Annotated in this window: 33 protein-coding genes; 19 read left to right on the top strand and 14 right to left on the bottom strand. The window is 32.2% G+C overall.

Features of this window, described 5'->3' with window-relative positions; translation table 11 throughout:
* Positions 1 to 194 precede the first annotated feature (194 nt).
* The 4 genes from K9L97_01410 to K9L97_01395 all read left to right on the top strand — a co-directional run bounded on the left by K9L97_01410 (position 195) and on the right by K9L97_01395 (position 1,701).
* Complete coding sequence (locus K9L97_01410) at positions 195 to 413, top strand: hypothetical protein (GenBank protein ID MCF7871667.1); 219 nt, start codon at positions 195 to 197, stop codon at positions 411 to 413.
* Positions 414 to 509: 96 nt separating this feature from the next.
* A complete protein-coding gene (locus tag K9L97_01405; GenBank protein MCF7871666.1) occupies positions 510 to 920 on the top strand; it encodes a hypothetical protein in 411 nt (136 codons plus the stop codon).
* Positions 921 to 1,019: 99 nt separating this feature from the next.
* Entirely contained in the window at positions 1,020 to 1,283 is a 264-nt protein-coding gene (locus tag K9L97_01400) for an SHOCT domain-containing protein (GenBank protein MCF7871665.1), read from the top strand.
* Between the two features lie 4 nt (positions 1,284 to 1,287).
* Positions 1,288 to 1,701 (top strand): hypothetical protein, encoded by a 414-nt coding sequence (locus tag K9L97_01395; protein ID MCF7871664.1) that lies wholly within the window; start codon positions 1,288 to 1,290, stop codon positions 1,699 to 1,701.
* On the opposite strand, the gene K9L97_01390 is transcribed toward K9L97_01395, so the two are convergent.
* Together K9L97_01390 and K9L97_01385 are read right to left on the bottom strand one after the other, a co-directional pair.
* Positions 1,702 to 2,229: an O-acetyl-ADP-ribose deacetylase gene (locus tag K9L97_01390; GenBank protein MCF7871663.1), complete on the bottom strand. Its 528-nt coding sequence runs from the start codon at positions 2,227 to 2,229 to the stop codon at positions 1,702 to 1,704.
* A 35-nt stretch (positions 2,230 to 2,264) separates the two neighbouring features.
* Positions 2,265 to 2,756, bottom strand: coding sequence for a hypothetical protein (locus K9L97_01385; GenBank protein MCF7871662.1), 492 nt, complete (start codon positions 2,754 to 2,756; stop codon positions 2,265 to 2,267).
* A gap of 97 nt (positions 2,757 to 2,853) precedes the next feature.
* Here K9L97_01385 and K9L97_01380 point away from each other — a divergent pair, with 97 nt between their 5' ends.
* Positions 2,854 to 3,363: a hypothetical protein gene (locus K9L97_01380; GenBank protein ID MCF7871661.1), complete on the top strand. Its 510-nt coding sequence runs from the start codon at positions 2,854 to 2,856 to the stop codon at positions 3,361 to 3,363.
* Between the two features lie 312 nt (positions 3,364 to 3,675).
* Here K9L97_01380 and K9L97_01375 read toward each other — a convergent pair whose 3' ends face one another.
* From K9L97_01375 to K9L97_01360, 4 genes are all read right to left on the bottom strand, one after another.
* Positions 3,676 to 3,864 carry a DUF2892 domain-containing protein gene (locus K9L97_01375; GenBank protein MCF7871660.1) on the bottom strand — a complete coding sequence of 63 codons (189 nt, stop codon included), beginning with the start codon at positions 3,862 to 3,864 and terminating at the stop codon, positions 3,676 to 3,678.
* Positions 3,865 to 3,998: 134 nt separating this feature from the next.
* Positions 3,999 to 5,264 carry a hypothetical protein gene (locus tag K9L97_01370; protein MCF7871659.1) on the bottom strand — a complete coding sequence of 422 codons (1,266 nt, stop codon included), beginning with the start codon at positions 5,262 to 5,264 and terminating at the stop codon, positions 3,999 to 4,001.
* A 2-nt stretch (positions 5,265 to 5,266) separates the two neighbouring features.
* Positions 5,267 to 6,382 carry an MMPL family transporter gene (locus K9L97_01365; protein ID MCF7871658.1) on the bottom strand — a complete coding sequence of 372 codons (1,116 nt, stop codon included), beginning with the start codon at positions 6,380 to 6,382 and terminating at the stop codon, positions 5,267 to 5,269.
* Positions 6,379 to 7,695 (bottom strand): MMPL family transporter, encoded by a 1,317-nt coding sequence (locus tag K9L97_01360; GenBank protein MCF7871657.1) that lies wholly within the window; start codon positions 7,693 to 7,695, stop codon positions 6,379 to 6,381. Before K9L97_01360 ends, K9L97_01365 begins: the two co-directional genes overlap by 4 nt.
* Before the next feature lie 262 nt (positions 7,696 to 7,957).
* Here K9L97_01360 and K9L97_01355 point away from each other — a divergent pair, with 262 nt between their 5' ends.
* From K9L97_01355 to K9L97_01335, 5 genes are all read left to right on the top strand, one after another.
* Positions 7,958 to 8,458, top strand: a complete 501-nt coding sequence (locus K9L97_01355; protein MCF7871656.1) for a hypothetical protein — start codon at positions 7,958 to 7,960, stop codon at positions 8,456 to 8,458.
* A gap of 71 nt (positions 8,459 to 8,529) precedes the next feature.
* Complete coding sequence (locus K9L97_01350) at positions 8,530 to 9,771, top strand: U32 family peptidase (GenBank protein MCF7871655.1); 1,242 nt, start codon at positions 8,530 to 8,532, stop codon at positions 9,769 to 9,771.
* Complete coding sequence (locus K9L97_01345; GenBank protein MCF7871654.1) at positions 9,768 to 10,391, top strand: peptidase E; 624 nt, start codon at positions 9,768 to 9,770, stop codon at positions 10,389 to 10,391. The genes K9L97_01350 and K9L97_01345 overlap by 4 nt, the downstream gene beginning before the upstream one ends.
* Entirely contained in the window at positions 10,388 to 10,657 is a 270-nt protein-coding gene (locus tag K9L97_01340) for a hypothetical protein (protein ID MCF7871653.1), read from the top strand. Before K9L97_01345 ends, K9L97_01340 begins: the two co-directional genes overlap by 4 nt.
* 7 nt (positions 10,658 to 10,664) lie before the next feature.
* Complete coding sequence (locus K9L97_01335) at positions 10,665 to 10,889, top strand: ferredoxin (protein MCF7871652.1); 225 nt, start codon at positions 10,665 to 10,667, stop codon at positions 10,887 to 10,889.
* 233 nt (positions 10,890 to 11,122) lie between these two features.
* Here K9L97_01335 and K9L97_01330 read toward each other — a convergent pair whose 3' ends face one another.
* From K9L97_01330 to K9L97_01320, 3 genes are read right to left on the bottom strand one after another with little or no spacing between them, the layout of a single operon-like run.
* Complete coding sequence (locus tag K9L97_01330; GenBank protein MCF7871651.1) at positions 11,123 to 11,884, bottom strand: alpha/beta fold hydrolase; 762 nt, start codon at positions 11,882 to 11,884, stop codon at positions 11,123 to 11,125.
* 41 nt (positions 11,885 to 11,925) lie between these two features.
* Positions 11,926 to 13,218, bottom strand: a complete 1,293-nt coding sequence (locus tag K9L97_01325; GenBank protein ID MCF7871650.1) for a hypothetical protein — start codon at positions 13,216 to 13,218, stop codon at positions 11,926 to 11,928.
* A gap of 54 nt (positions 13,219 to 13,272) precedes the next feature.
* Positions 13,273 to 13,425, bottom strand: coding sequence for a hypothetical protein (locus tag K9L97_01320; protein MCF7871649.1), 153 nt, complete (start codon positions 13,423 to 13,425; stop codon positions 13,273 to 13,275).
* A gap of 108 nt (positions 13,426 to 13,533) precedes the next feature.
* Here K9L97_01320 and K9L97_01315 point away from each other — a divergent pair, with 108 nt between their 5' ends.
* The 7 genes from K9L97_01315 (at position 13,534) to K9L97_01285 (ending at position 19,378) form a co-directional block, all read left to right on the top strand.
* Positions 13,534 to 13,737, top strand: coding sequence for a cation transporter (locus K9L97_01315; GenBank protein MCF7871648.1), 204 nt, complete (start codon positions 13,534 to 13,536; stop codon positions 13,735 to 13,737).
* Positions 13,737 to 14,660, top strand: a complete 924-nt coding sequence (locus K9L97_01310) for a heavy metal translocating P-type ATPase (protein MCF7871647.1) — start codon at positions 13,737 to 13,739, stop codon at positions 14,658 to 14,660. Before K9L97_01315 ends, K9L97_01310 begins: the two co-directional genes overlap by 1 nt.
* 13 nt (positions 14,661 to 14,673) lie before the next feature.
* On the top strand, positions 14,674 to 15,195 hold the full coding sequence (locus tag K9L97_01305) for a hypothetical protein (protein MCF7871646.1): 522 nt from the start codon (positions 14,674 to 14,676) through the stop codon (positions 15,193 to 15,195).
* A gap of 177 nt (positions 15,196 to 15,372) precedes the next feature.
* Positions 15,373 to 17,550, top strand: a complete 2,178-nt coding sequence (locus K9L97_01300) for a heavy metal translocating P-type ATPase (GenBank protein MCF7871645.1) — start codon at positions 15,373 to 15,375, stop codon at positions 17,548 to 17,550.
* Between the two features lie 123 nt (positions 17,551 to 17,673).
* Positions 17,674 to 17,901 (top strand): hypothetical protein, encoded by a 228-nt coding sequence (locus K9L97_01295; GenBank protein MCF7871644.1) that lies wholly within the window; start codon positions 17,674 to 17,676, stop codon positions 17,899 to 17,901.
* A 58-nt stretch (positions 17,902 to 17,959) separates the two neighbouring features.
* Positions 17,960 to 18,505, top strand: a complete 546-nt coding sequence (locus K9L97_01290; GenBank protein MCF7871643.1) for a MarR family transcriptional regulator — start codon at positions 17,960 to 17,962, stop codon at positions 18,503 to 18,505.
* A gap of 453 nt (positions 18,506 to 18,958) precedes the next feature.
* On the top strand, positions 18,959 to 19,378 hold the full coding sequence (locus K9L97_01285; GenBank protein ID MCF7871642.1) for a type II toxin-antitoxin system VapC family toxin: 420 nt from the start codon (positions 18,959 to 18,961) through the stop codon (positions 19,376 to 19,378).
* On the opposite strand, the gene K9L97_01280 is transcribed toward K9L97_01285, so the two are convergent.
* Positions 19,359 to 19,637: a ribbon-helix-helix domain-containing protein gene (locus tag K9L97_01280; GenBank protein MCF7871641.1), complete on the bottom strand. Its 279-nt coding sequence runs from the start codon at positions 19,635 to 19,637 to the stop codon at positions 19,359 to 19,361. The genes K9L97_01285 and K9L97_01280 overlap by 20 nt on opposite strands.
* A gap of 338 nt (positions 19,638 to 19,975) precedes the next feature.
* A complete protein-coding gene (locus K9L97_01275) occupies positions 19,976 to 20,719 on the bottom strand; it encodes a hypothetical protein (GenBank protein MCF7871640.1) in 744 nt (247 codons plus the stop codon).
* Positions 20,720 to 20,783: 64 nt separating this feature from the next.
* Between K9L97_01275 and K9L97_01270 the strand changes: the two genes are divergently transcribed.
* Together K9L97_01270 and K9L97_01265 are read left to right on the top strand one after the other, a co-directional pair.
* On the top strand, positions 20,784 to 21,398 hold the full coding sequence (locus tag K9L97_01270; protein MCF7871639.1) for a hypothetical protein: 615 nt from the start codon (positions 20,784 to 20,786) through the stop codon (positions 21,396 to 21,398).
* A gap of 4 nt (positions 21,399 to 21,402) precedes the next feature.
* Positions 21,403 to 21,558 (top strand): hypothetical protein, encoded by a 156-nt coding sequence (locus tag K9L97_01265; GenBank protein ID MCF7871638.1) that lies wholly within the window; start codon positions 21,403 to 21,405, stop codon positions 21,556 to 21,558.
* Here the strand turns inward: K9L97_01265 and K9L97_01260 are convergent.
* Genes K9L97_01260 through K9L97_01250 form a run of 3 tightly spaced genes read right to left on the bottom strand, consistent with a single transcriptional unit; the run spans position 21,547 to position 24,034 of the window.
* Positions 21,547 to 22,293, bottom strand: a complete 747-nt coding sequence (locus K9L97_01260) for an rRNA pseudouridine synthase (protein MCF7871637.1) — start codon at positions 22,291 to 22,293, stop codon at positions 21,547 to 21,549. The genes K9L97_01265 and K9L97_01260 overlap by 12 nt on opposite strands.
* 42 nt (positions 22,294 to 22,335) lie before the next feature.
* Complete coding sequence (locus K9L97_01255) at positions 22,336 to 23,112, bottom strand: ABC transporter permease (GenBank protein ID MCF7871636.1); 777 nt, start codon at positions 23,110 to 23,112, stop codon at positions 22,336 to 22,338.
* Positions 23,102 to 24,034 (bottom strand): ABC transporter ATP-binding protein, encoded by a 933-nt coding sequence (locus K9L97_01250; protein ID MCF7871635.1) that lies wholly within the window; start codon positions 24,032 to 24,034, stop codon positions 23,102 to 23,104. Before K9L97_01250 ends, K9L97_01255 begins: the two co-directional genes overlap by 11 nt.
* Positions 24,035 to 24,617: the final 583 nt, after the last annotated feature.

The raw sequence follows: 24,617 nt of genomic DNA, 5'->3' as shown, positions 1-24,617 counted from the left end.
TACTCACGCCAGCAATTTTACGAACTTGATAAGTAGTTTCACCCTCGTTTTTTCGCCTAATTGTTTCCATGAGTTTCCCTCTTGTGAGTTTCATACATTGATTTAACTCTCCGTAGGGAAATAGTTTTGGGATAACACACTCTTTTAGATTAAAGGAAAATATTATAAACAAACAGTTTACCTTGAACTAACTTATGGAAAAACAAGAAATACAAGACCCTAAAAGAGAATATATAACTTTGGTTGAAAAAATTGTGCAAGCTCAAAGAGTTAAATATCCTGAAAACACAACTATTCCTCAAAGAATTCTTATTAAAATGGGTGTTGAAGAATATAAGAATATGCAAAAAAATGACTGGACTTTGAAAATAGAAGAATATGCAAAAGCATACGCAAATTTCTATGTAAGATGATTTTTCATTGATAGTTTCAGTTAATTTCTACTGGTTTCAGAAACCAATATACCTCGTTTCACATATTGAAACTATATGAATTGTGAGGTGAAAACAATGAATAAAAAATATTTAGTATTTGGAATTGCACTTATAGCTCTTCTTACAGTCGGGCTGGCTAGTGCATATGGCGGATTAGGACCAATGAATGGTGAACATCATGAAGATGTAGAAAGCATACTGGAAACTGGAACTTATGCTGATTTAGAAGCATATAGAAATGAAGTCGGGTACCCTGTGATGCACAGAGTTCAAAGCCGGGAAGACTTTGAATTAATGCAAGAGAGACATCAATGGATGGAAGAAAATGGATATGAACCTGGCGAATTTAGAGGAACTGGTGAAGGCCCGTGGGCTGGACAAGGAAAAGGTCAAGGTTTAGGAAATGGACAAGGTAGAGGCATGCATTCAGGACAAGGATTCAAAGGTCAAGGTGCTGGCTTTGGCGGATGTCCAATGCTTCAATAAACAACTTAATTTTTCATTTTTATTTTATTTTAAAAAAGATAAAAATTAACAAATAATAAAAAAGAATAAACTATTCTAAAACTATAAAAGGTGATAATTATGGCTTTGCCAGGAACATATGGCGGAATGCATTCGGGAATTGGATTCATGGGTTATGGATGGATCATACAAGTAGTAATATTCATATTGTTCTTTTTAGTGGTATTCTGGCTTCTTAAAAATCAGAGAATCGAACAAAAACCCACCACAACAGAAACTCCTCAACAGATTCTGAAAAGAAGACTAGCTTTAGGCGAGATCAATAAAAAAGAATATGAAGATCTTATGAAAGAAGTCTCAGAACCAAAACCAAGAAAGAAATGATACTATGGAGATAAGTCCAAAAAAACTCATAATTGCATTAGCACTCGTGTTTTTATTAGGAGTTGCTTTTTCAGTAGTTAACGGAATATATTACTCCGAAGAAAGTAGCACGTTGCCTTTAATTGTTTACGGAATAAGCTTTGTCTCTATAATTCTTGGAGGCGCACTCGTTGTTTTATTTCAGTGGAAACTAAACGATTTGCAGTTAAGAAAAGTTCTAAAAATACTGCCAGGTGAAGAGCGAAGAGTTGTTCGAATTTTACTTGATAACAAAGGAAGCATAGAGCAAAATAAACTTGTAGCTCTAAGTGGATACAACAAAGTCAAGATTAGCAGAATCCTCAAAGTCCTTGAACAAAGAGAAGTTATTAAAAAAACAAATCTTGGGAATACCAATCTAATCGTTCTTACAATATGATTATTTATCGAATTCTTTTTCAGCTAAAACCCTATCTTCCTCTGAGAAATAACACAAAATAACTTTCTTAATTGAATTATAATCAAAAGCACTAATAACATTATCCACTATCATTAAAGCTTCTTCCTTAGGATAACCAAAAACACCCGTGCTTATAGCAGGAAACGCAATTGATTTCAGCTTATTTTCTTCAGCCAATTTTAAAGAATTCCAATAAGAATTAGCAAGAAGTTCAGCAGGATTAGGAACAGCATCATAAATAGGACCAACAGTATGAATAACGTGTTTTGCAGGAAGATTATAACCTTTTGTAATAACTGCCTGCCCTGTATCAAGGCCGTCAACATATTCAGGTTTACTTCTTATTCGTTCGCATTCCCGAAGAAGACCCTCGCCAGCAGCTCTATGAATCGCCCCATCAACTCCTCCACCGCCATAAAGAGAACTATTAGCAGCATTAACAATAGCATCAACGTTAAGCTTAGTTATATCGCCCATAATAATCTCGATATCAATATCCACATCCATGATAAACAATGGAAATGAAATGAATTATTTAAAGATTATCTCTTTTCTTTTTTAAATAAAGAACTTATTTTACTTCCTAATTTCTTAAAAAATGGTTTTTCTCTTTCTTCCCTTAGCCGTTTCTCTTCCAGTCTTCTTTGCAGTTCTCGTTCGTAAATCAAATTTTCTTGTTCAAAAAAATCATATAAATCTACATTAAATTCTTGATTAGAATATGATAATAATTCTTTAAGTGGTTTTTCTAAATCAAAAGGTCTGTCATGTTCAAAATATAAAGAAATAATATATTTTAATACCAAAACAATGTTTTCTTCAGAAATAGACTCCATGTTCAAAATATTATTTCTATAATCAATAATTTTTTGAGTTAAAAAATAATATTTTCCATATGATTTAGTATCAAATTCCTTTGTAGTACTATGCGTATATCCGACAACCTTAGAATCATCATATTTAGAAATAAACTCTTGAAAAATATGATTATAAATCCTTGTCAAGAAATAATGTCCAGATATCTTTTTTTGCAAAGTAACCACCAATAATAACATATTTAACAATATCAGCATATAAATATTATCAGAATTTCAAAGAAAATATATAAAGAGAATAAGCAAATTAACAATTATGAGAAGAAAAAACCATAATCGAAGAAACCCTCATAAAAATAAACCCGAAAAAAATTTTCACAAAACAAAACAGAAGTTTAAAAGAAAGAAAAAAATCAGATATACCAATAAATACATCTTATATTCATTAATATTTTTAGTGGCCAGTTTAGTTATAGATTATTATTTTAATAAAGAACTTAGTACATTTAATATTCCATTGATTTGGTTGTTTGTAATAGCTTCTTTATACTTATTTGGAAAAACTACTTGGTTAGTTCTTAAAAAAATAAACAGATTAAACTTAATGTCAGATTTAAACATATGGATATTAAGAATAATATCTGCAATAGCTTCAATAATATCAATATACATACTAATCATATTCGGTTTTGCGATGTTAATAACACCAGGCACAACTTTTTCAGAATGGGTATTAGTGTTATTCCTTTTAGCATTAGCAATAATAGGTGCATTTGGAACATTCAGATTCAGAAGAAGAAAAAATATAATAGGAGTATGGCATTAAATGAAAAAAGAAAATGAAATAAAATCTACGTAGTATACTTTCAAACTAAATCAAATAAATCTCGATAGCATAAATTCAGATATCAGTCTTTTTATAACAATAATAGTGACCCTTTCAATAGGCATAGTATCTATTTACATATCTATAATGAACATAATATCTGAGAAATATTATTTGTGCACCACAATATTATTTTTACTAATCTATTTTTTAAGTCTAATTTATTATTTTTTAAGAGTTAATAAGTTAAGAAATAGTAGAAAACACGTTGCAAAACTACTTTTAGACACACACGATATAATAAAAGAAAAATTAATCTTTTATACCAATCTTCTCCAGAATTACTTCCATTAAACACCAATTCGTGAATGAGAATTGGATTAGGTTTAATCCTACAAATAGCGTTAGGATGAGCCACCATGGGCTGAATAGGTATGTTAGTACTGCGCTTAGCGTTACTAGTAAACCTATGATTAAACGCATTAAGTTTTTTTTCTTCATCATTTTATTACACCTCATACGTCGCGGTGATTGTTGTGTCCTATGGACTACAAAACTGAACCGGAAAGCAAAAGCTTTAACGCATTCGCGTTATGCTTTCCTCAAATTTTCACCAAGGCGACTGTTATTTTATTTCACTTCTTGTTCTTTGCTCTGTTTGCTTTGCTGTTGTTGTTCTTTACTATTGCTCTGCTTATTAGGAACAAAACGATTATTGCTAGTATTGCTATGCCTATTGGAGTTGTGTAGTCTGGCTTTGTTCCTGTGACTTCAAAACTTGCTCTTCTGTTGTATGTGTAGATGTTGTCATCTCCTTCATCGCTGTCTCCTTTGCTTCTTATCATTACTTTAAAATCATGCGTTTTGATTTCTGCATCGCTTGTTATGCTTACCGGGATTATTGCAATTCCTTCTTCGCCAGGTTCCAGTTCTCCTATGTAGTCTGATCTTACATCAAAGTTGAATGGTTGCGAATTTTGTTTTACTATTCTTACATCTACGCTTTCTGCTGATTCTGTTCCTGTATTTTTGACGTATATTTTTAGGTTTGAGGTTGTTCCTGCTAAGCCGCTTCCTTCTGTTTTTGTAATATCTAAGTAAGGTCTTGGTTTTACGTAAAATGGTGTTTGTTGTTCTTTTTCATATTTGTTATTGTCTAAGTCCATGTATTGAAAGTTGTAGTTTACTTTGTATATTTGTGTTTTTGCGTAGTTATCTATGTCTACAAAGAAGTTTATTTCTTTGCTCTCTCCAGGTGCTAAAATGCCAATATACTGTCTGTTGTTGTCTGTGTATGATGCTGTTATGTCTGGAGGCAATTCTAAATTAACTTCTATGCTTTTAGCGGATTTTTCTCCAGAGTTTTCTATTACAGATACGATTTTAACGTAATTGTCTCCTGGTCTTACTTCTGCGGGTTCCGTTCTCAATTGAGCTACATTCATTATTATGCCTTCTTTTTTTACAGTCATAAGAAATGTTCTTTCTCTTACTGTATTTTCTGGGTTTCCTTTGTAATACCATTGTCCTGAAAGTTTAAATTGGTATGTTCCTGCTGGTGCGTTTTGGTTTATTTTTAGTCTGTATTTTTTGTAATAATAAGCGCCTGCAATTATTTTGTTTGCCTGATCGTCTCCATCCGCATCAAATATAGTAACATATTCTTTTGTTATTGTATCTGCAGAATCTAAAACTACTTTAAATTCGTAGTCTGGGTTGTTTGTTCTATCGTCATCTGCATCTATTTCATCGTGGTATTGAACGTATAAATCTACTTGGTCTCCAGATGTTATTATTGGAGGATCAAATTGTACAGAGTCCAATATTAGATTGGCGCTCACTACTTGAGTCATTATAACCATCAACATTCCAATTATTAGTATTTGTATTGTTTTTTTCATTTTTATTTTACCTCGTATTTTTTATCTTGTAGTATTAATATCACAGGAAGGAATAGTATGCTAATGAGTAGCGTTATTGATATACCTATTGCAAGAACTATTCCTAAAGTTTTCATTGCAGGTATTATTCCAAATAATAATGCTAAAAATCCTGCGCTTGTTGTTAAAGAACTGCCGATTAGCGCTCTTATCATGTTTTTATTTAGTTCTGGTAGAATTTTTTCTTTATTGTGTTGTTTTCTTAGTAAATAGTATTCTACCGTTACGTTTATCCCATAGCTTATTCCAAGAGCCATTATCATTGCGGCTGCTACCATCGTTACTACAGTTATAGTTAGGCCTAAATATCCTGTTATTCCCAAGGTTATTATCACTGCAGTCATTATCACAACTACAGATGCAATTATTTTTTTGATAGATTTAAAATAAAATCCTAGGAATATTAGCATGAAGAGAAATGAAAATCCTGTTATGTATTGAAAGTCTTGTATTATTACTTGAAATGTTGCTTTATCTATTGAATTAAATCCTGTTATTTGTAAACTAACTCCGGGGTTTTGGTCTTGCGTAATCATAAATTCGTTTTCTAATTCTTCTACGACTTGTGCTATTGTTTCGGATGTTGCGCCTGTATCGCTTCTTATTTCTATTATTGTCATGGAATAATCTTGATTTATGAAACTGGGAGTGTTAGGATTTAAATTCATTAATTTTTGTATATCTTGATTTGATTCTGGTATAATTCCGTTGTTGACTTGCTTTACTAAATCAGGTAAATTACGCACTTGCAATATATATTCGTTTTCTCTTATTCTTTCAGAAAGTATGTCGACATATTTTAAAACGTCTGGGTCACGAACGTCGTAAGTTGGTCCTTGAGCTTTTACAAGAACATACATCATGTCTGCTCCAAATTGTGCTCGCATATCGTTCATAGTCTGAACTTCTTGTACATCCTGAGGAAGTATTTTTTCTAAACTTGGCTCTACGTTTCCTAAAAGTAAAGGTATTCCTGGCAAAGTTATAATTATAATAAGTATTAGTAAAAATAGGAATAGTGTTGGTTTTTTGCTTTGTGCAATTCCTAATTTTTGTCCTAGTTTCTCAAGTTCGTTCATTTTAATTCCTTTTTTTTCTTTATTATTTTTTTTCCTTTAAGCATGGTTCTTAGTTCTTCATTTTTTACTTTGTCTGAAGAAATTTCTTCGTGTGTTTCAGGATGTATTTCGTTAACATCGCAAAGTTGATATTCTCCTTCTATTCCAAAGTGTAGTTTTTTTCTTATTGCGTGGATTATTTTTTCTTCAATTATAAGCAATGAAGGCAATCCAAAGATACTAAGAATAAAAGCGCTACTAACACCTATCGCCATTAATAGTCCAAATCGATTCATTTCAGGCATTGCTCCTAGTAAAAATGCTAAAAATGCTAAGATAGTTGCAACTGCTGCTCCTGTCAGAGCGGTTCCTGTTTCCGTTACTGCTTTGACTGCGGATTCTTCTATTGAATTTCCTTTTTTTCTTTCATTTTTGAATTTGTTCATCATATGAATGGAATAATCTATCCCTATTCCAATAACCATTGCTGCAACGCCACCAGCAAGTGTGCTTATTGGAAGGTTCGTATATCCCATTATCCCATAGAGCCAATTAACGCTGATTGTTACTATTATTATTGGAACTAAGGCTGATGTGAATGTTCCAAACAATATCATGGTAATTAGAAATACTAGGCCTGTGGATATCCATTGAGTGTTGCTTCTATCCTGAGCTATTAGCTCTCCTAGTTTTTGTTGTATTATTGGTGTTCCTGTAACTTTTATTTCAACTCCTGGAGGTTTTCCCATACTATCAATATCGTGCAATACTTTAGTTGCTAGAAGGTTCATACGAGAATCATCTGCAGCAATATCTGTTGTTGCTAGAATCATAGTTACTGAATAATCATCGTTAATAAAATTAGAAAGCTGGTCTTTTACCTGTTGATTTGAAAGTATTTGTGCATAATAATTATCGGGAAGTTCTCTTATAGTCATATCAATTCCTTGCTGTTGCATCGCATATTCTATTATGTCAGAAGAAGCGTATGCTTGTCTTATATCGGGAGATTCTTCTATGAGTTTTTTTAAAGACTGAACATATTCTGTTACTCTTTTGTCTCGAACATCAATTACGCCTTCTGTTGCAGAACTTTCCCTGTCTACTTTTATAACAATAGCAACCATGTCTTGCCCTAAATAATTATCGCGCAAGGTATTGAATGCTTTTATTTCTTCTACTTGAGGAGGCATCATCTTTTCCATGGATGCAACAGTTCTTACGTTTTGCATTCCTGAAAATAAGATTATTGTTATTGTTAAGATTATTAGAACAGTAATATACGGATTCTTTACTTGGAATCTTGCTATTTTTTCTAATATTTTTTTGAACATTTTAACCTTTTAATACTTCTAAATTTTGGAAGTACTGTTAGTAGAAAGATGTTGTTTATAAATGATTTCGAGTACACCAAAAACAAACAAATAAATGAAAGTACCTATGAAAAAAGAGATATTTTGCAGTACTAACACCATAAAATTCTTAAGATAAAACTTAATTCTAAGAAGCACGATAAGCAAAAATAAAGAACTTTTTACCATCAAACAGGGATAAAAAAAGAAAAATATATAGATGGAGATTATTTACATAGATAGAATGGCAATACAGGATTTGGTAAGAAACATCAAAGACTTGAAAAATATTCAAGAAAGCTTGGAAGATATTACTGTTGTTAGACCCAACACCGACTGGCCTTCATATCACTCTGCCTATGAAACAGACAAAGGAACCGTAGTGACATTAGGCGCTACCAAATACTTAGTTAACTCAAATGGAAAAGTCTTGACAGAGGGAGGTCATCACATACAACACAAAAACGGAGAATTCTTCACAGGATACGCAATAGACAATCATAAAGTTGATATAAATGTCGATAAGGTAACTCAAATATTAAAAAGTAACGAATTCCAAAAAATGAAAACAGACCTTGAAAATAGAAACTGGACATCTTCAAAATATCAAGAAGAAGAGTTAAGAAAAAAATATGGGGAAAGCAATACACAAATAGCAAAAAATATCGACATAGGAATAATGTTTGAAAAAGATAATGAATTTTATCTAACCCCCGAACCTTTCAAGAATCCCCATAACAAATAATTTAAGTTAGATAACACGAAAATTCTCACATTACCATAAAATTCTTAAGCAAAAAACCACTCCAAAGCAACATGATAAGCAAAAAAATAGAAATAATGGCGCCAGCAGGCTCATACGAATCATTAAGAGCAGCAATTAATGCGGGTGCAGACTCAATATATTTTGGTGTGGAACAGATGAACATGCGCTCACGTTCAGCCAACTTCATGCTCGACGATTTACCAAAAATAGTAGAAATCTGCAAAGACAATAACGTAAAATCCTACCTTACAGTAAACACAATCGTGTACGACCACGATATGAACATGGTTAAAAGAATATGCGATGCTGCAAAAAAAGCAGAACTTACAGCAGTTATATGCATGGACATTGCAGCAATACAATACGCAAGATCAATTGGACTGGAAGTTCATATTTCAACACAAATAAACGTTTCAAATATAGAAGCAGTAAAATTCTATTCACAATTCGCAGACGTAGTAGTCTTAGCAAGGGAACTAACATTAAAGCAAATAACAACAATTTGTGAAGAAATAAAAAAACAAGATATAAGAGGACCAAAAGGAAAACTTGTAGAAATTGAAATCTTTGTCCACGGAGCATTGTGTATAGCGATAAGTGGAAAATGCCACATGTCTCTTTCAACATACAATGCAAGTGCAAATAGAGGTGCATGTCTTCAGAACTGCAGAAGAGCATACAAAGTAATAGATGAAGAAACAGGAGATGAATTAAAAATAGATAATAAATTCGTAATGTCTCCATCAGATTTATGCACACTGCCATTCTTAGACAAAATTCTTGATTCCGGAGTCTCCGTATTAAAAATTGAAGGCAGAGGAAGAAGCCCTGATTATGCTGATGAAACCGTGAAATGCTACAAAGAAGCAGTTAAAGCAATAAAAAACAACGAATTCACAAAAGAAAAAATAGAAAACTGGATGAAAAGATTAAAATCAGTTTACAACAGAGGTTTCTGGGAAGGCGGATATTACCTTGGAAAGAAAATAAATGAATGGGCAGGAGTAGAAGGTTCAAAGACCACTGTTGAAAAACACTTAGCAGGAAAAATAACAAACTATTTTGAAAAACTAGGAGTTGCATCAGCATTACTTGAAGCAAGAGAAGTAAACAAAGGCAACAACTTTATGATAACTGGTCCGACAACAGGCGTTATGAAAGGAACAATAGAAGAAATACACGCAGACGACGGAGAAGTAGAAACAGGAAAAAAGAAACAAGAAATAAGTTTCAAAGTTCCAGGCAAAGTTAGAAAAGGCGATAAATTTTTTATTATAATAGAAGAAAAATGAAACTATACTTATCATCATACAGACTTGGAAAAGAAACAGACAAATTAATAGAGATGACGCCAATTAAAAAAATAGCATACATTCCAAATGCACTAGATTTTGAAGGAGCAGACCCAAAAAGAAAACAAAAACACATAGAAAAAGACATGAACTCATTAAAAGAATTGGGACTTCAGTGCGAACTTTTAGATCTTAAACAATACTTCAATAAAGAACAAGAACTAAAACAAAAACTTAAACAAATAAAAGCAGTTTTCATAAGCGGCGGAAACACATACGTATTAAGACAAGCAATGAAACTAAGCGGAATGGATAAAATACTAAACAACATCAAAGAAAACAAAGAAAACTTTCTCTACGCAGGATACAGCGCAGCTGGATGCGTACTTTCACCTTCTCTTAAAGTATATCAAACAGTAGACAACCCGCAAACTCCATACAAAGAACAAAAAGAAATAATATGGGAAGGACTCGGCTTCATAGATTACGCATTCATGCCGCACTATGATTCAGACCATAACGAATCAGAAGATATAAACAAAGAAATAGAATACTGCAAAACAAACAGCAAACCATACAAAGCCATCAGAGACGGCGAAGTAATAATAGAAGAAAAATGAAACTAATAAAAGAAAACGAAAAAGGAAAAACATACCAAGCAAAAGGATTCAAAATACTTTACAGATATAAAGATACAGTTTCAGGAGATAATGAAATAAACGAATATGAATTAATATATTTAATAAGAGGAAGAGCAGAAATCACAATTAAAGACAAAACAGAAATACTTGAAGCTCCCGCAAAATTTGAAATACCAGAAAGAACATATCACAAAATAAAAGCAATAACAGATATTGACTTCTTAATATTCAATAAAAAAGAGTGAAACCAAAGTGGCGAAAATAGTTCATTACAGAAAAGACTGCATCGGATGTAACTCATGCGTTGAGAATTGTCCGAGCATGTGGAAAATCAACGAAAAAGACGGAAAAGCAGACCTGAAAGATTCTGAAAAGAAAGGAGACACATACGTAACAGACCTTGACCTTGCTCTTCTAGAAGAAAATGAAAAAGCAGCAAAAGACTGCCCAGTAAAAATAATAAAAATATTCAAGTAAAACTCTAACTGAGGAACTGAGCAAAGCGAACGTTCCTCCAACGTTCTGAATGGGACCTAAGACCGTAACCTTAGAACGAAAAAGCAGCAAAAGACTGCCCAGTAAAAATAATAAAAATATTCAAGTAAAACTCTAACTGAGGAACTGAGCAAAGCGAACGTTCCTCCAACGTTCTGAATGGGTTCTATGACCGTAACCATAGGTAAGAATAATAAAAATATTTAAGTAAATAATTAATTTAAATTTTTCTTGAACCAATTGACAACAATTTTGTTCAGTTCTTCTCTTTTTGGTTCCATATCATGATCTGCTCCTTGAATTATTATTTTTTCTTTTGGCTCATTTGCATTCTCATAATATGCTTCCATGCTTTCAAGCGGAACTCTTCCATCTTCTGAACCGTGTATAAAAAGTATCGGACACTTTATTTTTTTTATAGATTTAAGCACATCATATTTTTCTAAGTCTTCCCAAAAAGCAGAATTTATTTTTATTACTTCGCCAGGTCCTTTTGTTTTTATAGATATGCCTTTTTTGTCAAGAACATCCCATTTTTTTGGATTTGCAGTAACATTTTCAAAATCAGATATGCTTCCTGTGAAGACAAGAGCTTTTACATCAGGAACATAGGAAGCGACTACGGCAGTTCCAAATGATTGTGCTAGCATCCCTATCATCCCGGAATCAACAAAATCCTGAGTTTCGACAAAGCTCATTATTGCGTCAAGATCATCACATTCACGAGTTATAGTCATCTCAGAGTAATCTCCTTCACTTTCTCCTCTTCCTGAAAAGTCAAATCTATACACAATAAAACCTGCATCTGAAAGAGTTTTTGCTAATCCATCAAATAATCCGTATTCTTCTTTTGTAACCCCGAATCCATGAACTAATATGACTGCAGGATATTTCTCTTTTTTCTCAGAAGGAATTGCTTCAAGACCTGCAAGTTTCTCGCCATATTTATTAAATAGGAAGACTTTATTTTCTCTCATAAAATAACATAAATCATATTCAAATATAAATTTTTAGAAAATCATCTTAATATGTGTGGAAAGAAGACCATTATTATTCCTAAGACTAACATTATTATTCCACCTATCAATTTGCACCATTTAGCATATTTGTCCCCTACGAATTTATTTACTGCAAATACTGCTAATCCAAATATTATAAGGTCGTCTAGCATAAAGAAGAACACATATAACAAAATATACAAGTAATATGATGCTCCTGATATTTCACTTATTGCTAAAACTTGTGTAAATATTGCCGGAAGTGCTGCAGAGCATACAAATTCTAGAGAATTTACTAAAAAAGCCAATCCTACCATTCCAGCCATTGTTGCCCACGTTAGGGGAGAAGCAACTAATTGTTTCATCTTGCTCATAGTTTTTTTCTTACTTTCAGCATCACCCACTTCACATTGAATGGCGCCTTTTGTTTCTATAAAAGTCTTTATACTTGTAACTCCAAAATATAAAGCAACAAGACCCACTATTATTGTTACAGTCCGTATGTAACCAACCAATAAAAATACATTTAGCCATGCAGTCATGAATAAGAAATATAATACTCCTGATGCTAATAAGAAAGATCCAACTAAGAACCATATTTTCTTTCTATCTCTTACTTCAAGAATTAAAGATATTAAATATACCAAGACCCACATAGCGCAGGGATTCATTCCATCTACGAATCCGAGTAAAATAGAAAGAACAGGAAGACTTACATTCAGAACATCTATTTCTCCAAACATAGGTAAGTTTACTATTCTGTTGAATTCCTCAGAATCATTCTCTGGTAAAACAGTTTCATTAACCTCTTGTTCTGTTTCTTTAGTATTTTGTGCAATATAATCTTCTAGTGCTTGTCTTATCTGAACGCCTGTTGTCTCAGCACTCCCAAAACCAATTATTTCTTCATCTCCAATAAATGTTCCTGGTACTCCTAAATTTCTAAGACTAAGACCTCTCTCAACAGCCATCTGAGCATATATTTGATTTTCTTTGGAGTCACTTGTGTCATGATATATCCAATTAATCTCGGGATATTCCTGCATCAACTGCTCATTGAATGGTTTTTGTTCTTGACAATGAGGACAGCTTGGAAGATAGAAAAAGTGAACATTTAACTTTCCTACTTCTGTATTATCATTAACATCAGAACTTGCTCCTCCACTTACAATTAACAGTATTCCTATTAATATGAGTAACGGTATGAAGATCCTGTTGAATTTATCTTCAAAAACTTTATCAAAACCCGTTTTTACTTTTTTAAGCACCACTTCGTAAAATAAAACATCAAAATTATTTATATACCTTTCCATTGATTTAACATAAACCAAAATGGCTGAAATCTCCAAATTCTCAAGAATTAACGTTTATAAGTCAGTTTTACTTATCAAAATCAATTTTTTAAAGGCAAATTCTTCCATGGTTTTTTCAAAGAAATAAACATAAATTATAATATTTTTATTTATGTATAATGACTCCAATAGCAACACAAATATAAAATCCTGTTCTTTTTCAGCCATAAACGTTCTAGAACAACAATTTGGACGTTTCAAACTTTCTGAGCATGAAAACTATGGGCGAATGGTATTAATAAACCCTGTTCAGACAGAGTTGCAGGGTGATTAATCATGGAAAAGAAATTCAAAGTGAAAGGAATGCATTGCAAATCGTGCGAAATGTTAATAAAAGAAGAATTGGAGGAACTAGATTATGTAAATGTAAAAAGTATTTCTCATGATTCTGGAGAATTAAAATTAGGATTTGATGAAAACAAGGTTTCTGAAAATAAAATCAGGGCAGTGATAAAAAAAGAAGGTTATGAGGTGGAGTAATGAAAGAAACTATTTACATACCAGACATAGAATGTGATTCCTGTTCAAGAGTTCTAAAAAAAGCTTTTGACAAAGAGGATGGAATAATAAAGTATTCAATAAACGATGAATCGGCAACATTTGAATTTGATGATTCAAAGACAAGTCCTGACCACATAATCAATATAATAAAATCAAAAGGTTTTCGTGCTTCAACTCAGTCATTTGAAAGAAAAACGTTCAAAGAGAGAATAAGACATTTCAAGGAGAATCCTTCAAATTATATTGTTGAATCAAAGATAATACCATATACAATAGGAATTTTTCTTATAATTAGCATATTGGAAGTTCTTGCTTATTTTGTATTTCTAAAGAACATTCCTGATTTCTTTGTAAATTATGGTTGGTGGATATTGTATCTTAACATAAGCATAGCAACAATAGGAGTGGCTATTTGGCATGTTGTTGCTTATTTGAAGAATAAAATTACTTGCATGACAGGAATGATGATAGGAATGACCATAGGAATGCAGACAGGAATGATGATAGGTGCAGTTATAGGAGCAACTAATGGTTTCTTTGCAGGAGCAATGGTTGGAATGCTTTTAGGATGTTTGGTCGGTTGGCTTACAGGAAAATGCTGCGGCGTTATGGGAACTATGGAAGGAATGATGGCAGGACTTATGGGGGGAACTATGGGGCCTATGATTTCGATCATGATGTTTTCAGATAACCTGTTAATATTCATGCCTTTTTACATAATAATTAATGTGATAATATTAGGCGGTTTAAGCATCATGATGTATGAAGAAGTAGCAGAAGGAAAAAAACATGAAAAGAAACCTGCTGATTTCATGACACTTAGTTCAATAGCAATAATTGCAACATTTATTCTTTTAGCAATAATGATTTATGGACCTAAAAGTCCTTTAGTTAGTTTTTAAGGAGGTAAAAAAAATGAGAATTAAGAAAAATGTTTTATATTTGGTGCTTGCGATATTTGTCGTTAGCTTATTTGGTGTTGTTAGTTTGACATATGGTGCTAGCGCAGCCAAAACAAGTAGTGCTACTGGTAAAGTTGTTGCTAACACAGGAAATGGAGATATTCAGACTGTTAAATTAACTTATGAGAATTATGTCTATGTATTAGAACCTTCGGAATTAAAAGTTGGAGTTCCTGTAAGAATGGAAGTTGATCTTAAGAGCGTTGTAGGTTGTATGAAAGCTGTGAGAATTCCTGCGTTTGGTGTAAGTGAATATGTAAGCGAAGGAAACAACATCATAGAATTCACTCCTGATAAATCTGGCACATTTAATATAGCTTGCAGTATGGGTATGGGCGCTACGACTTTTGATGTGGTTGATAGTTCAGGAGAAAAAGCAGATTATGTAGAAAAGTCAAATTCTGGCACTCAAAATTCAGGAGGTGCAGGTAGCTGTGGCGCAGGTGGTTCTGGCGGATGTGGTTGTGGCGGATAAACTAATAGACTTACTGTGATTTTATACAAAAGCTATATTTTTTACTTTTGTAAATTATATAAGAGCTTGTTTTCGCTATATTAATAATGAACTATAAACATGCTAGATATATGTGTTAGATATAATTATTAAAAAAGTTATATTAAATTTTAATACTTTTAGGTATGGAGAGATAATATGAAAAAAATAGATTTGGACGTTAAGGGAATGCATTGTGCTAGTTGTGCTACTTTGATTCAAAGAGGATTCTCTAAGAAAGATGGTGTTAAATTAGCAAATGTTAATTATAGTACTGCCAAAGCAACAGTAGAATTTGATGATTCATTATTAAATGAAAATGATCTTATTAATATTGTGAAAAGTAAAGGATATGATGCTTCCTTAAGTAAGGGATTAGAAGATCCTAAAAAGCAACATATTAAAGAAATGAATCGTTTGAAAAATAAACTTTTAATTAGTTTGATTTTCGCAATTCCTGCATTTATTATTGGCATGGTGTTTATGTGGCTTAAGATCATGATTCCTTTCGAGGAGTATGTTTTGTGGCTATTGGCAACACCTATTCAGTTTTATATTGGGGCCGAATTCTATAAGGGTGCTTGGAGTGCTTTGAAAAATAAAAACGCAAATATGGATTCTTTGATTGCACTTGGAACATCTGCAGCATATTTTTATTCAGTATATTTAGTTTTGTTTGTAACGGATGGAGGGCAGTATTTTGAAACGTCAGCGATTCTTATAACATTAGTTATTCTTGGAAAATATTTGGAAGCTAGAGCTAAAGGCAAAACTAGTGATGCTATTAGCAAATTAATGAATCTCAGTCCTAAGACCGCACGAGTTTTAAGAAAAAATAGAGAAATTATTGTGAGTGTTGATGACGTCGTTCTCAAAGACATCATTCTTGTTAGACCAGGAGAAAAAATTCCTGTTGATGGAAAGATTATTTCAGGAAACACCAGTGTTGATGAGTCTATGATTACTGGAGAAAGTGTACCTATAGACAAAGCTAAAGGAGATAAGGTATTTGGCGGCACTATAAATAAACATGGCTCTTTTAGGTTTAAGGCGACAAAAATAGGAAAAGATACTACTCTTTCGCACATAATTAAATTGGTTGAAGATGCACAGGGAAGAAAAGCACCAATACAAAGATTTGCAGATAGTATTAGTTCTTATTTTGTTCCAGTAGTAATTGTTATTGCAATTGTTACTTTTTTTATTTGGTTGTTATCAGGACAAGGCTTGAGCTTTGCAATACTAACAGGAGTTTCTGTTTTAGTTATAGCGTGTCCTTGTGCTTTAGGTCTTGCCACCCCAACAAGCATCATGGTAGGTACAGGACTTGGCGCTAGAAGAGGTATTTTAATTAAAGGTGGAGATGCTCTTGAAACTGCTCATAAAATTAATTACGTTGTGTTTGATAAAACTGGAACTATAACTAAAGGAGTTCCTGAAGTTACTGATTTTAAAAGTGAATTGAAGGATGGAGAATTTTTAACAATTTTAGGAAGTATTGAAAATGAATCTGAACATCCTTTAGCAGAATCAATAGTTAGATTTGCTAAACATAAGAAAATTAAATTCAAAAGGATTTCAGGTTTTAAAGCGGTGCCCGGACATGGAGTTGAAGCTTTTGTTGGAAAGAAAAAATATTTTGCTGGAAATATGAAGTTGATGAATAAACAAAAAATTAATGTTTCTAAATATAAATCTGAAATCAATAAGCTTGAAAGTGAAGGAAAAACAGTTATGGTGCTGGCTGATAAAAAGGTTCTTGGAATTATTGCTGTTGCAGATACAATAAGGGAAACGAGTAAGAAAGCAATTCTTAGATTGCATAAAATGGGCATCAAGACATTTATGATGACAGGAGATAATAAAAGGACTGCAAAAGCAATAGCTGCTCAGGCAGGAATAAAGAATGTTTTTGCAGAGGTTTTGCCTGAAGATAAAGCAAGTTATGTAAAAAAGCTTCAGAAAAAAGGAAAGTACAAAGTTGCAATGATAGGTGATGGCATTAATGATGCTCCAGCTATTGCTCAAGCAGACATAGGTATTGCTATGGGTTCTGGAACAGATGTTGCGATGGAGACTGGAGATATAGTTTTAATGAAAGATGATCCTTTGGCAGTTCCTAGTGCTTTGCGATTAAGCAAACTTACAATGAATAAGATTAAACAAAATATGTTTTGGGCATTATTTTATAATGTGCTTGGGATTCCGATAGCTGCTGGCGTTCTTTATACGAGTACAGGTTGGCTTTTGTCACCTATTATTGCAGGTGCTGCTATGGCGATGTCTTCAGTTTCTGTGCTTACAAATAGTTTACTATTAAAGTATAAGAAATTGTAGACTTATTTTGAAAATTAATTAATTTATTTTATTTTATTAGCAAAGTGAATTTTTAGCCATGCTTTTTAAGAATTAAATGTAAATTAGAAGAGTTTATATAGTCTAGAACTAAAAATTAAATTTATGAGAAAGCATTGGTTTAAGAGAAAGTTGTATGGGTATGGTTGGTATCCTGTTTCTAAGGAAGGCTGGGTTGTTACCATTGTTGCTGTTTTGCTCATAATTGTTTTTTCTAAACTAATTGAAGTCGATTCTTTAGCTGGAATAATATATCTTGTTCTTACAGTTGTTGCATTAGTCACAATTTGTATGTTAACTGGGGAGAAAGCTAAGTGGTCTTGGGGTAAATGATGATTTTGCTTGTTTTAAATCATAAATGTTAAAAATAAAGTGTGTTTTTAGGTTTAGAATGAAGAATAAACATGTTGGTTTTATAGTCATATTCATAGCATTAGTTCTTGCATTTCTTGTGCAAACTTCTAAGATTAGAGAAGATAATTATATAGCTGCAATTGTAGAAACTCAGAACGGATCTTGTTATTTAGCAGATGGAACATGTCTTCACGGCGATAGGGATTATGCTCCTTTTATTGTTGGTTGGATAGCTGCAGGTACATTATTGATTTTGGGAGTATACTTGATATTTTTTGATAAGACTCAGCAAATGCTGGAAAAGCAAAACTTCGAGGTTAGTCAGGCTTTAAAATCTGTGAAGCGAGAAAATGAAGAAAAAGGCAAGTTTGAAGCATTTATTTCGAGTTTTGGAAAAGATGAACAAAGTGTTCTAAGAGCAGTTCATGATCAGGAAGGAATTCAGCAAAGCACTTTGAGGTATAAAACGGGGATGAGTAAAACCTCGCTTTCGTTGCTTCTTAAGAATTTGGAAGAACGAGAGATTGTAAGTAGAAGTCAAGATGGTAAAACTAATAAGGTATTTTTGAGGAAGAAGTTCTAATCATTGATCATCTTTATGATAAATATCCAAGAAAGTAATAATATCATTTTCTTTATCATATGAATAATGAAAATCGCTCCTCCGAGTCTGCTAAGAAACTAAAAGTTTCTTGAGCGCAGAAATCAAAGATTTCTGAACAGGTCGGGATACGACAAAAGCAAAGCTTTTGTGTACAATAAATGCGAAGCATTTATTTGTATTAAACCCCTTCCGCTAGCGCGCAATAAAAAAAATCACACAATTAGTTCAGATACCTGGGGAGATGTTAAAGCATGCAGACAAAAATATATTGAAAAAATGGTTAACAATACGAATTCAAAAATAGAAGAAATGGGCGAATTGTTTGATGTTATGTATTATGCAATATTAAAAAAATATTAAATCATAGTTTTATCGGAAAACTTCCGAAAAAGTTCTGCTTAAGAATTAATATGATTTGATTTTTCTTTTTTTATGGAACGCTATTTTATCGATACTTGTATTTTAAGAGATTTTTATGAAAATAGATTCGGGAGAAAAAAAGAGCCTATAGGAGACTATGCCGCTAAATTTTTTCTTTATGTCTTTTCAAATAAAAACAAATTGTTTATTTCTCAAATTTCCATAAAAGAGCTAAAAACAGATTTCTCAGAATGCCAGATTAATGATCTAATTTATCTTCTTGGAAAGTTTATTTCGTTAGATATTTTAAAACCAGAACATTATGAAATTAAAGAAGCAGATAATTTGTCAAAGGAAAGAAATATACCTTTTGCAGATTGTCTAATAGCAGTGCAGACTAGAAACAAAAAATCTGTTGCTATAACCAGAGACAGGCATTTTTTCAACAATCTTACAGATGTTTGTGATTCTCTTAAACCTGAGAATTTTTGATTTTTTTCTTGTATTTAGCAAGTATTTGTTTTCCAACAAGTTCTCTTGTTTTTTCATTTTCTTCATCTGTAGTTATTTTTCCTGCTCTGCCCTGAAGTTCCATGAATTTTTTCAGAGCTATTTCTCTTTCTATTTCTTCAAGTTTATTTCTTACCGCATCTCTTATGAATTCAGTTTTTGAGTTATAGTTGTTTTGCTTTATTGCCTTATCTATTTTTTTCATAATATTTGGCTGGAACTTTACAGTTAAGACGTCCATTGTAATACATCGTAATACTTGGTTGTTTAAATAGTTTTCTGAATATTTACCGGAAAATAATGAAAATCGCTGCTCCGAAGCTATCTCCGCCCTAAATGCACAGAAACAAAGTTTCTGGCACAACAAAAATGAACGAACAATTTTGTGTGCAATAAAAACAAAGTTTTTATTTGCATGCCAAAAATCAAAGATTTTTGAGCAGGTCGGGATACGACAAAAGCAAAGCTTTTGTGTACAATAAATGCAAAGCATTTATTTGTATTAAACCCCTTTCGCTAGCGCGCAATAAGATTACAGATAAAGAATTAGCTGAAAAAATTGATGATCTGAATAATTTTTTATTCCTTTAATTCTTTCCACATCTTTTTAAAGTATAGTCTGTAGGAGTCTGCAACTTTTTTTGATTCTATAAGGAATAAGATCGGCTCCTGAGTCCAGACCATTATTGCAGTTCTTTCTCCCTGTATGTTTGTCTCTGTTAATGGCTCAAAGTTTCGGTCGAAGAATCTTACTTGTCTGTCTTTTCCTCTGGGTATATTCGCATAATGCTTTATGGATTTGTTCATTATCATTTTCATCTTCATACCTTTTTCTCTTGACTTTAAATGAAAGTTCTTCCAGAATGTTTCTCCCATAATCTCTACAGAATGCAGCGGGGCTCCGAATACAACATAGTCTTTCTCTATTTCTATAAGCTCTTTGTAAAAAGTTCTTATTCCTTTTTTCCCTGTGTATATTTTCGCTGTCTGTTTTTCCTGTTCTTTTCTGACAATTTTTTTCAGTTCATCATATACCTTTTGTGCTTTTTTCTTTTTTGAATCAAGTTTTTTCTGCTCTTCAACAAACAGTTCAAGAAGCATATTCGGATCTGCTGCCTGAAATACTGTTCTTCCTTCTTTTATTATATGTGTTACAAGTCCTTTGTCTGAGAGTTTGCTTAGATTGTCATATACAATATTTTTGTGAAATTTAGTGTCCTTTATTATTGTGTTCGCATCTGCGCTAGTAAATTTCATAAGCGAAAGATATACCTTTGCCTCATTTTTATTGAAGCCAAGTTCAATCAACTTTTCATAGTTCATAGTAGTCATAAATTATGACAACTAATATTTAAATATTTATGTAGTTTCCACTAATTGATAATAAATGATACACACTGAATACAAGAACAGAATTGAAAATATCCTCAGAGAAGACATAGGAAGAAAACAGGCAGAAGAAAAAAGATTTGAAACCCATGGTCCAATCCTTAGTAAAGAGCTAAGCCTGGATATTTACAATAAATATTATCCTGAAGATGAAACGTGGCAGAAAGTTTATCTTAAAAATTATGAGAATGGGTGGTATTCAGCTATGATTATGGCGATGAAAAGATTAGTGGACACCAAGATACATAAAATAGTAAACACAATAAACCCTGCAGAGGTAGAAAAATTTGACATGACAAATGAAGATAGAAATTTAATCAACAGCATAAATTACAAAGTCGAAGAGGAATTTAAAATACAAGCAATGCTGACAAAAATACAGTACAACGTAAGTCTGGCAGAAAAAGAGTCAGCAATTCTTAAAGAAACAAATAATAAAATTGAGAAGATGTGCTATTATTTTTGCAGCTTAGAAGAGCCTTCAAAAGACTTATTAAAACTGGTTAAAGAAAAATATGTGGAGAGATATGACAAACTCGAGGAAATTCTCACGTCAAACGAATTTTCTAAAGCATTTCAAAAACTCTTTTACAGTGATTATTTAGATCAATAAAAAAATGGTTAAAATGAACGAACATTATGAGGATAAAAAAATAGGGTTTAGTAATTTTAAATACGAACTTGATCCTGTTGATTCAATGAAGAAATATTATTTTTTGATAGTTCAGATGCAGAATTTTATGCTGAATAATTCAACTAATTTATTTTTCTAATAATGTTTGTACTTCTTTTGTCGTTAGATGCCTATACTTTCCTTCTTTTAATTTTCCTATACCTATATTGCCTATTTTGGTTCTTACTAAGTCTTCTACGTTGTAGCCTATTCTGTGAAACATCCTTCTTATCTGCCTGTTCTTTCCTTCTTTAATTGTTACTGCTACTCGCATGAATTTTTTCCCTTCTTTTAGAATTTTTACTTCACAAGGACTTGCTTTTGCTATTCCTATGTCCAGCCCATTTTCTATCATTTTTAGTTTGCTTTCAGGTATTATTCCTTTTACTGTTGCTTCATATGTTTTTTCTTTTTCAAATCTCGGGTGCATTATTTTATTTGCGAAGTTTCCATCATTTGTAAGAATTAATAGTCCGCGACTGTTCAAATCCAGTCTTCCCACAGGTATTATTCTTTCCTTAATTTTTATTAGGTCAGTTACTTTTTTTCTGTTTTGAGGACTAAATAGCGTTGTTTCGTATCCTGGAGGTTTATTAAGTAATAAATATATTTTTTTTATTTTTTTAAGCATTTTGCCTTCTACAACTATTTCGTCTGTGCCAGGTCTTGCTTTATCTCCTAGTTTTATTATTTTGCCATTTACTGTTACTTTTCCTTGTTCTATTAGCTCTTCTGCTCTTCTTCTTGAACACAAGCCTCCATTTGCAAGCAATTTTTGTACTCTTTCTGCTTCTGCAGGAGGTTCGTCAGATTTTAACTTAGGCATTTTTTCCATATTAATATGTAGAATGAAGCTTTGTTTATATACTTTGGGAACTTACGTCCTTAAATTATATCCTCTTTTTATTAATAAGTAAACTATTGTGAATAGAGATATTGCTAAAATTGTTAAAAATAACAGTCCAAGATATATATTTCCATCTTGCACACCTATCATTCCATATCTTACTCCGTTTATCATGTAAAATATCGGATTTAGTTGTGTTATTGTTGCTATTGTTTTTGGAACCATATTTAATGTATAGAATACGCCCCCAAGAAATGTTAACGGGGTTACTATAAAATTTATGAATATGTTAAGCTGCTCGTGCGTTTTGCACCAAAGACCTATTATTATTCCCATTAATGCGAAGACAAAAGATATTAATAGAATGTATAACCCTAATATCCATATGCTGTATATGTTTACTTGTATGAATATCATCGCTATGAGTATTGCGCCTATTCCTAAAGTCAATCCTCGAAGCATTGCTGCAAATATGTATGCGAACGTGAATTGTGTATATGATATTGGTGCTATGAGAACATCTGTTATACTTCCCCACATTCTTGACATGAATAATGAACCTGAAGGATTGCTATAGGAACCATTTATGAGCACTTGTACGAATAATCCTGGAAGTATAAACAGGAAGTACGATACTCCTGCTACTTCTTTTATCCTTGCTCCTATTGCTATTCCAAATATTATGAAGTAGAACAATACAGTTATTAATTGGGGAAATATTGTATTGTTAGGCACTTTAAAAAAACGTAAAAATTCTCTTTTGAATAAAGTATAAAATGATATCCAGTTGCTAAGCTTATTTTTCATTTTTTATTAGCCTCCTGAATATATTTTCTAAGTTATCTTGATCTACGGAGAAGTTTTCTGTTTCTATTTTATTTTCTTCTAATGTTTTCAAGGCAAATCTCAAGTTCTTGTTTTGGTCTTTTTTGGGCGTTGTTATTATTAATTTTTTGTCATAATAAGTGTAATTTAATTGAGGAAATTCTTTTGGTAGCGCCTCATTTTTTTTTAGGTAGATTGTTATTATGTTTTGGCTTAGTTCATCTATTATTTTTTCTTTTTCTTCCAATTTTATTATTTTTCCTTTGTTTATTATGCATATTCTATCTGCAAGTTTTTCTGCTTCTTCTATGTAATGTGTTGTGAGGATTATTGTTATCCCTTCATTGTTCAGTTTTTTTATAAATTCCCAGAGCTCGTATCTTGAATCAACGTCTAATGCTGCTGTTGGCTCGTCAAGTATTAGTATTGATGGCTCGTGCATAAGTGCTTTTATTATACTAAATTTTCTTTTCATACCGCCGCTCAATTGGCGCATATTTACTTTTCTTTTATCCCATAAATTGAATTGTTTAAGAAGTTTTTCTGCTCTTTTTTGCGCTTGTTTTTTTGGCATTCCAAAATATCCACCTTGATAAGTAAGAAGTTCCATGACTGTGAAGTAAGGATCAAATAACAAGTCCTGAGGACTTAGTCCTATTTGTCTTCTTGCTTCTAAATATTGTTTTTCTGTATCAAAACCATTTACAAAAATTTTTCCACTTGTTTTGTTTGATAGTTGTGTTACGCAGTTTATTGTAGTTGTTTTTCCAGCACCGTTCGGACCTAAAAATCCAAATATTTCTCCTTTTTTTACGTTGAATGAAATATTATCTACCGCTATGATTGTTTCTTTTTTCTTTTCTTTGTATTCTTTTACAAGTCCTTTTATCTCTACAGAATTCATATAATTATAAGAAAAAAAGTTATTTTAAAAAAGTTGTGTATAAAACAAAAAACTCAGACTGAGCAATTAAGCTTAGCTTATAATTACTCAAATGTCACGAATGACATTAAGGAGTTTAACAATTAATCATTGTCAACTCTAGGTGCACTCACTTTGCTCGGGACCTTTCATTGCCAACTAGTCATATTCAACGTCTTAACCGTTTAATATGATTAATGTATAAAAATATATCGAATTGGGAGATAAATAATACTAATTAAGCGAACTAACTATTTATGCACTCTAATTCTGTCATTTATTGTAATAAGGTATGATAAATGGCGGAAAAGAATATTATGTTCAATACTGGATCTTACACTTACAAGATCTATAAATTCATAGTGCGTAAGAGGGCTGTGATTTCCAGTGAGATTGCTGATGAGTTTAAGGGTACTTCTCTTCAGAAGCATCATGTTTCTAGTTATTTAAAGCAATTATTGCTTAAGGATTTGATTGTTAAGAGTAAGGTTAGAGTCCAGTCTGAGAAAAGGATGTGTTCTCGTTCTTTTGTGTATGGTATTAGTGAGGATGATGTCAATAGGAA

This window comes from Candidatus Woesearchaeota archaeon, assembly GCA_021735165.1.
In the GTDB taxonomy this organism is placed as follows: domain Archaea; phylum Nanobdellota; class Nanobdellia; order Woesearchaeales; family 21-14-0-10-32-9; genus JAIPET01.
This window is presented reverse-complemented; position numbering and strand designations above follow the sequence as displayed.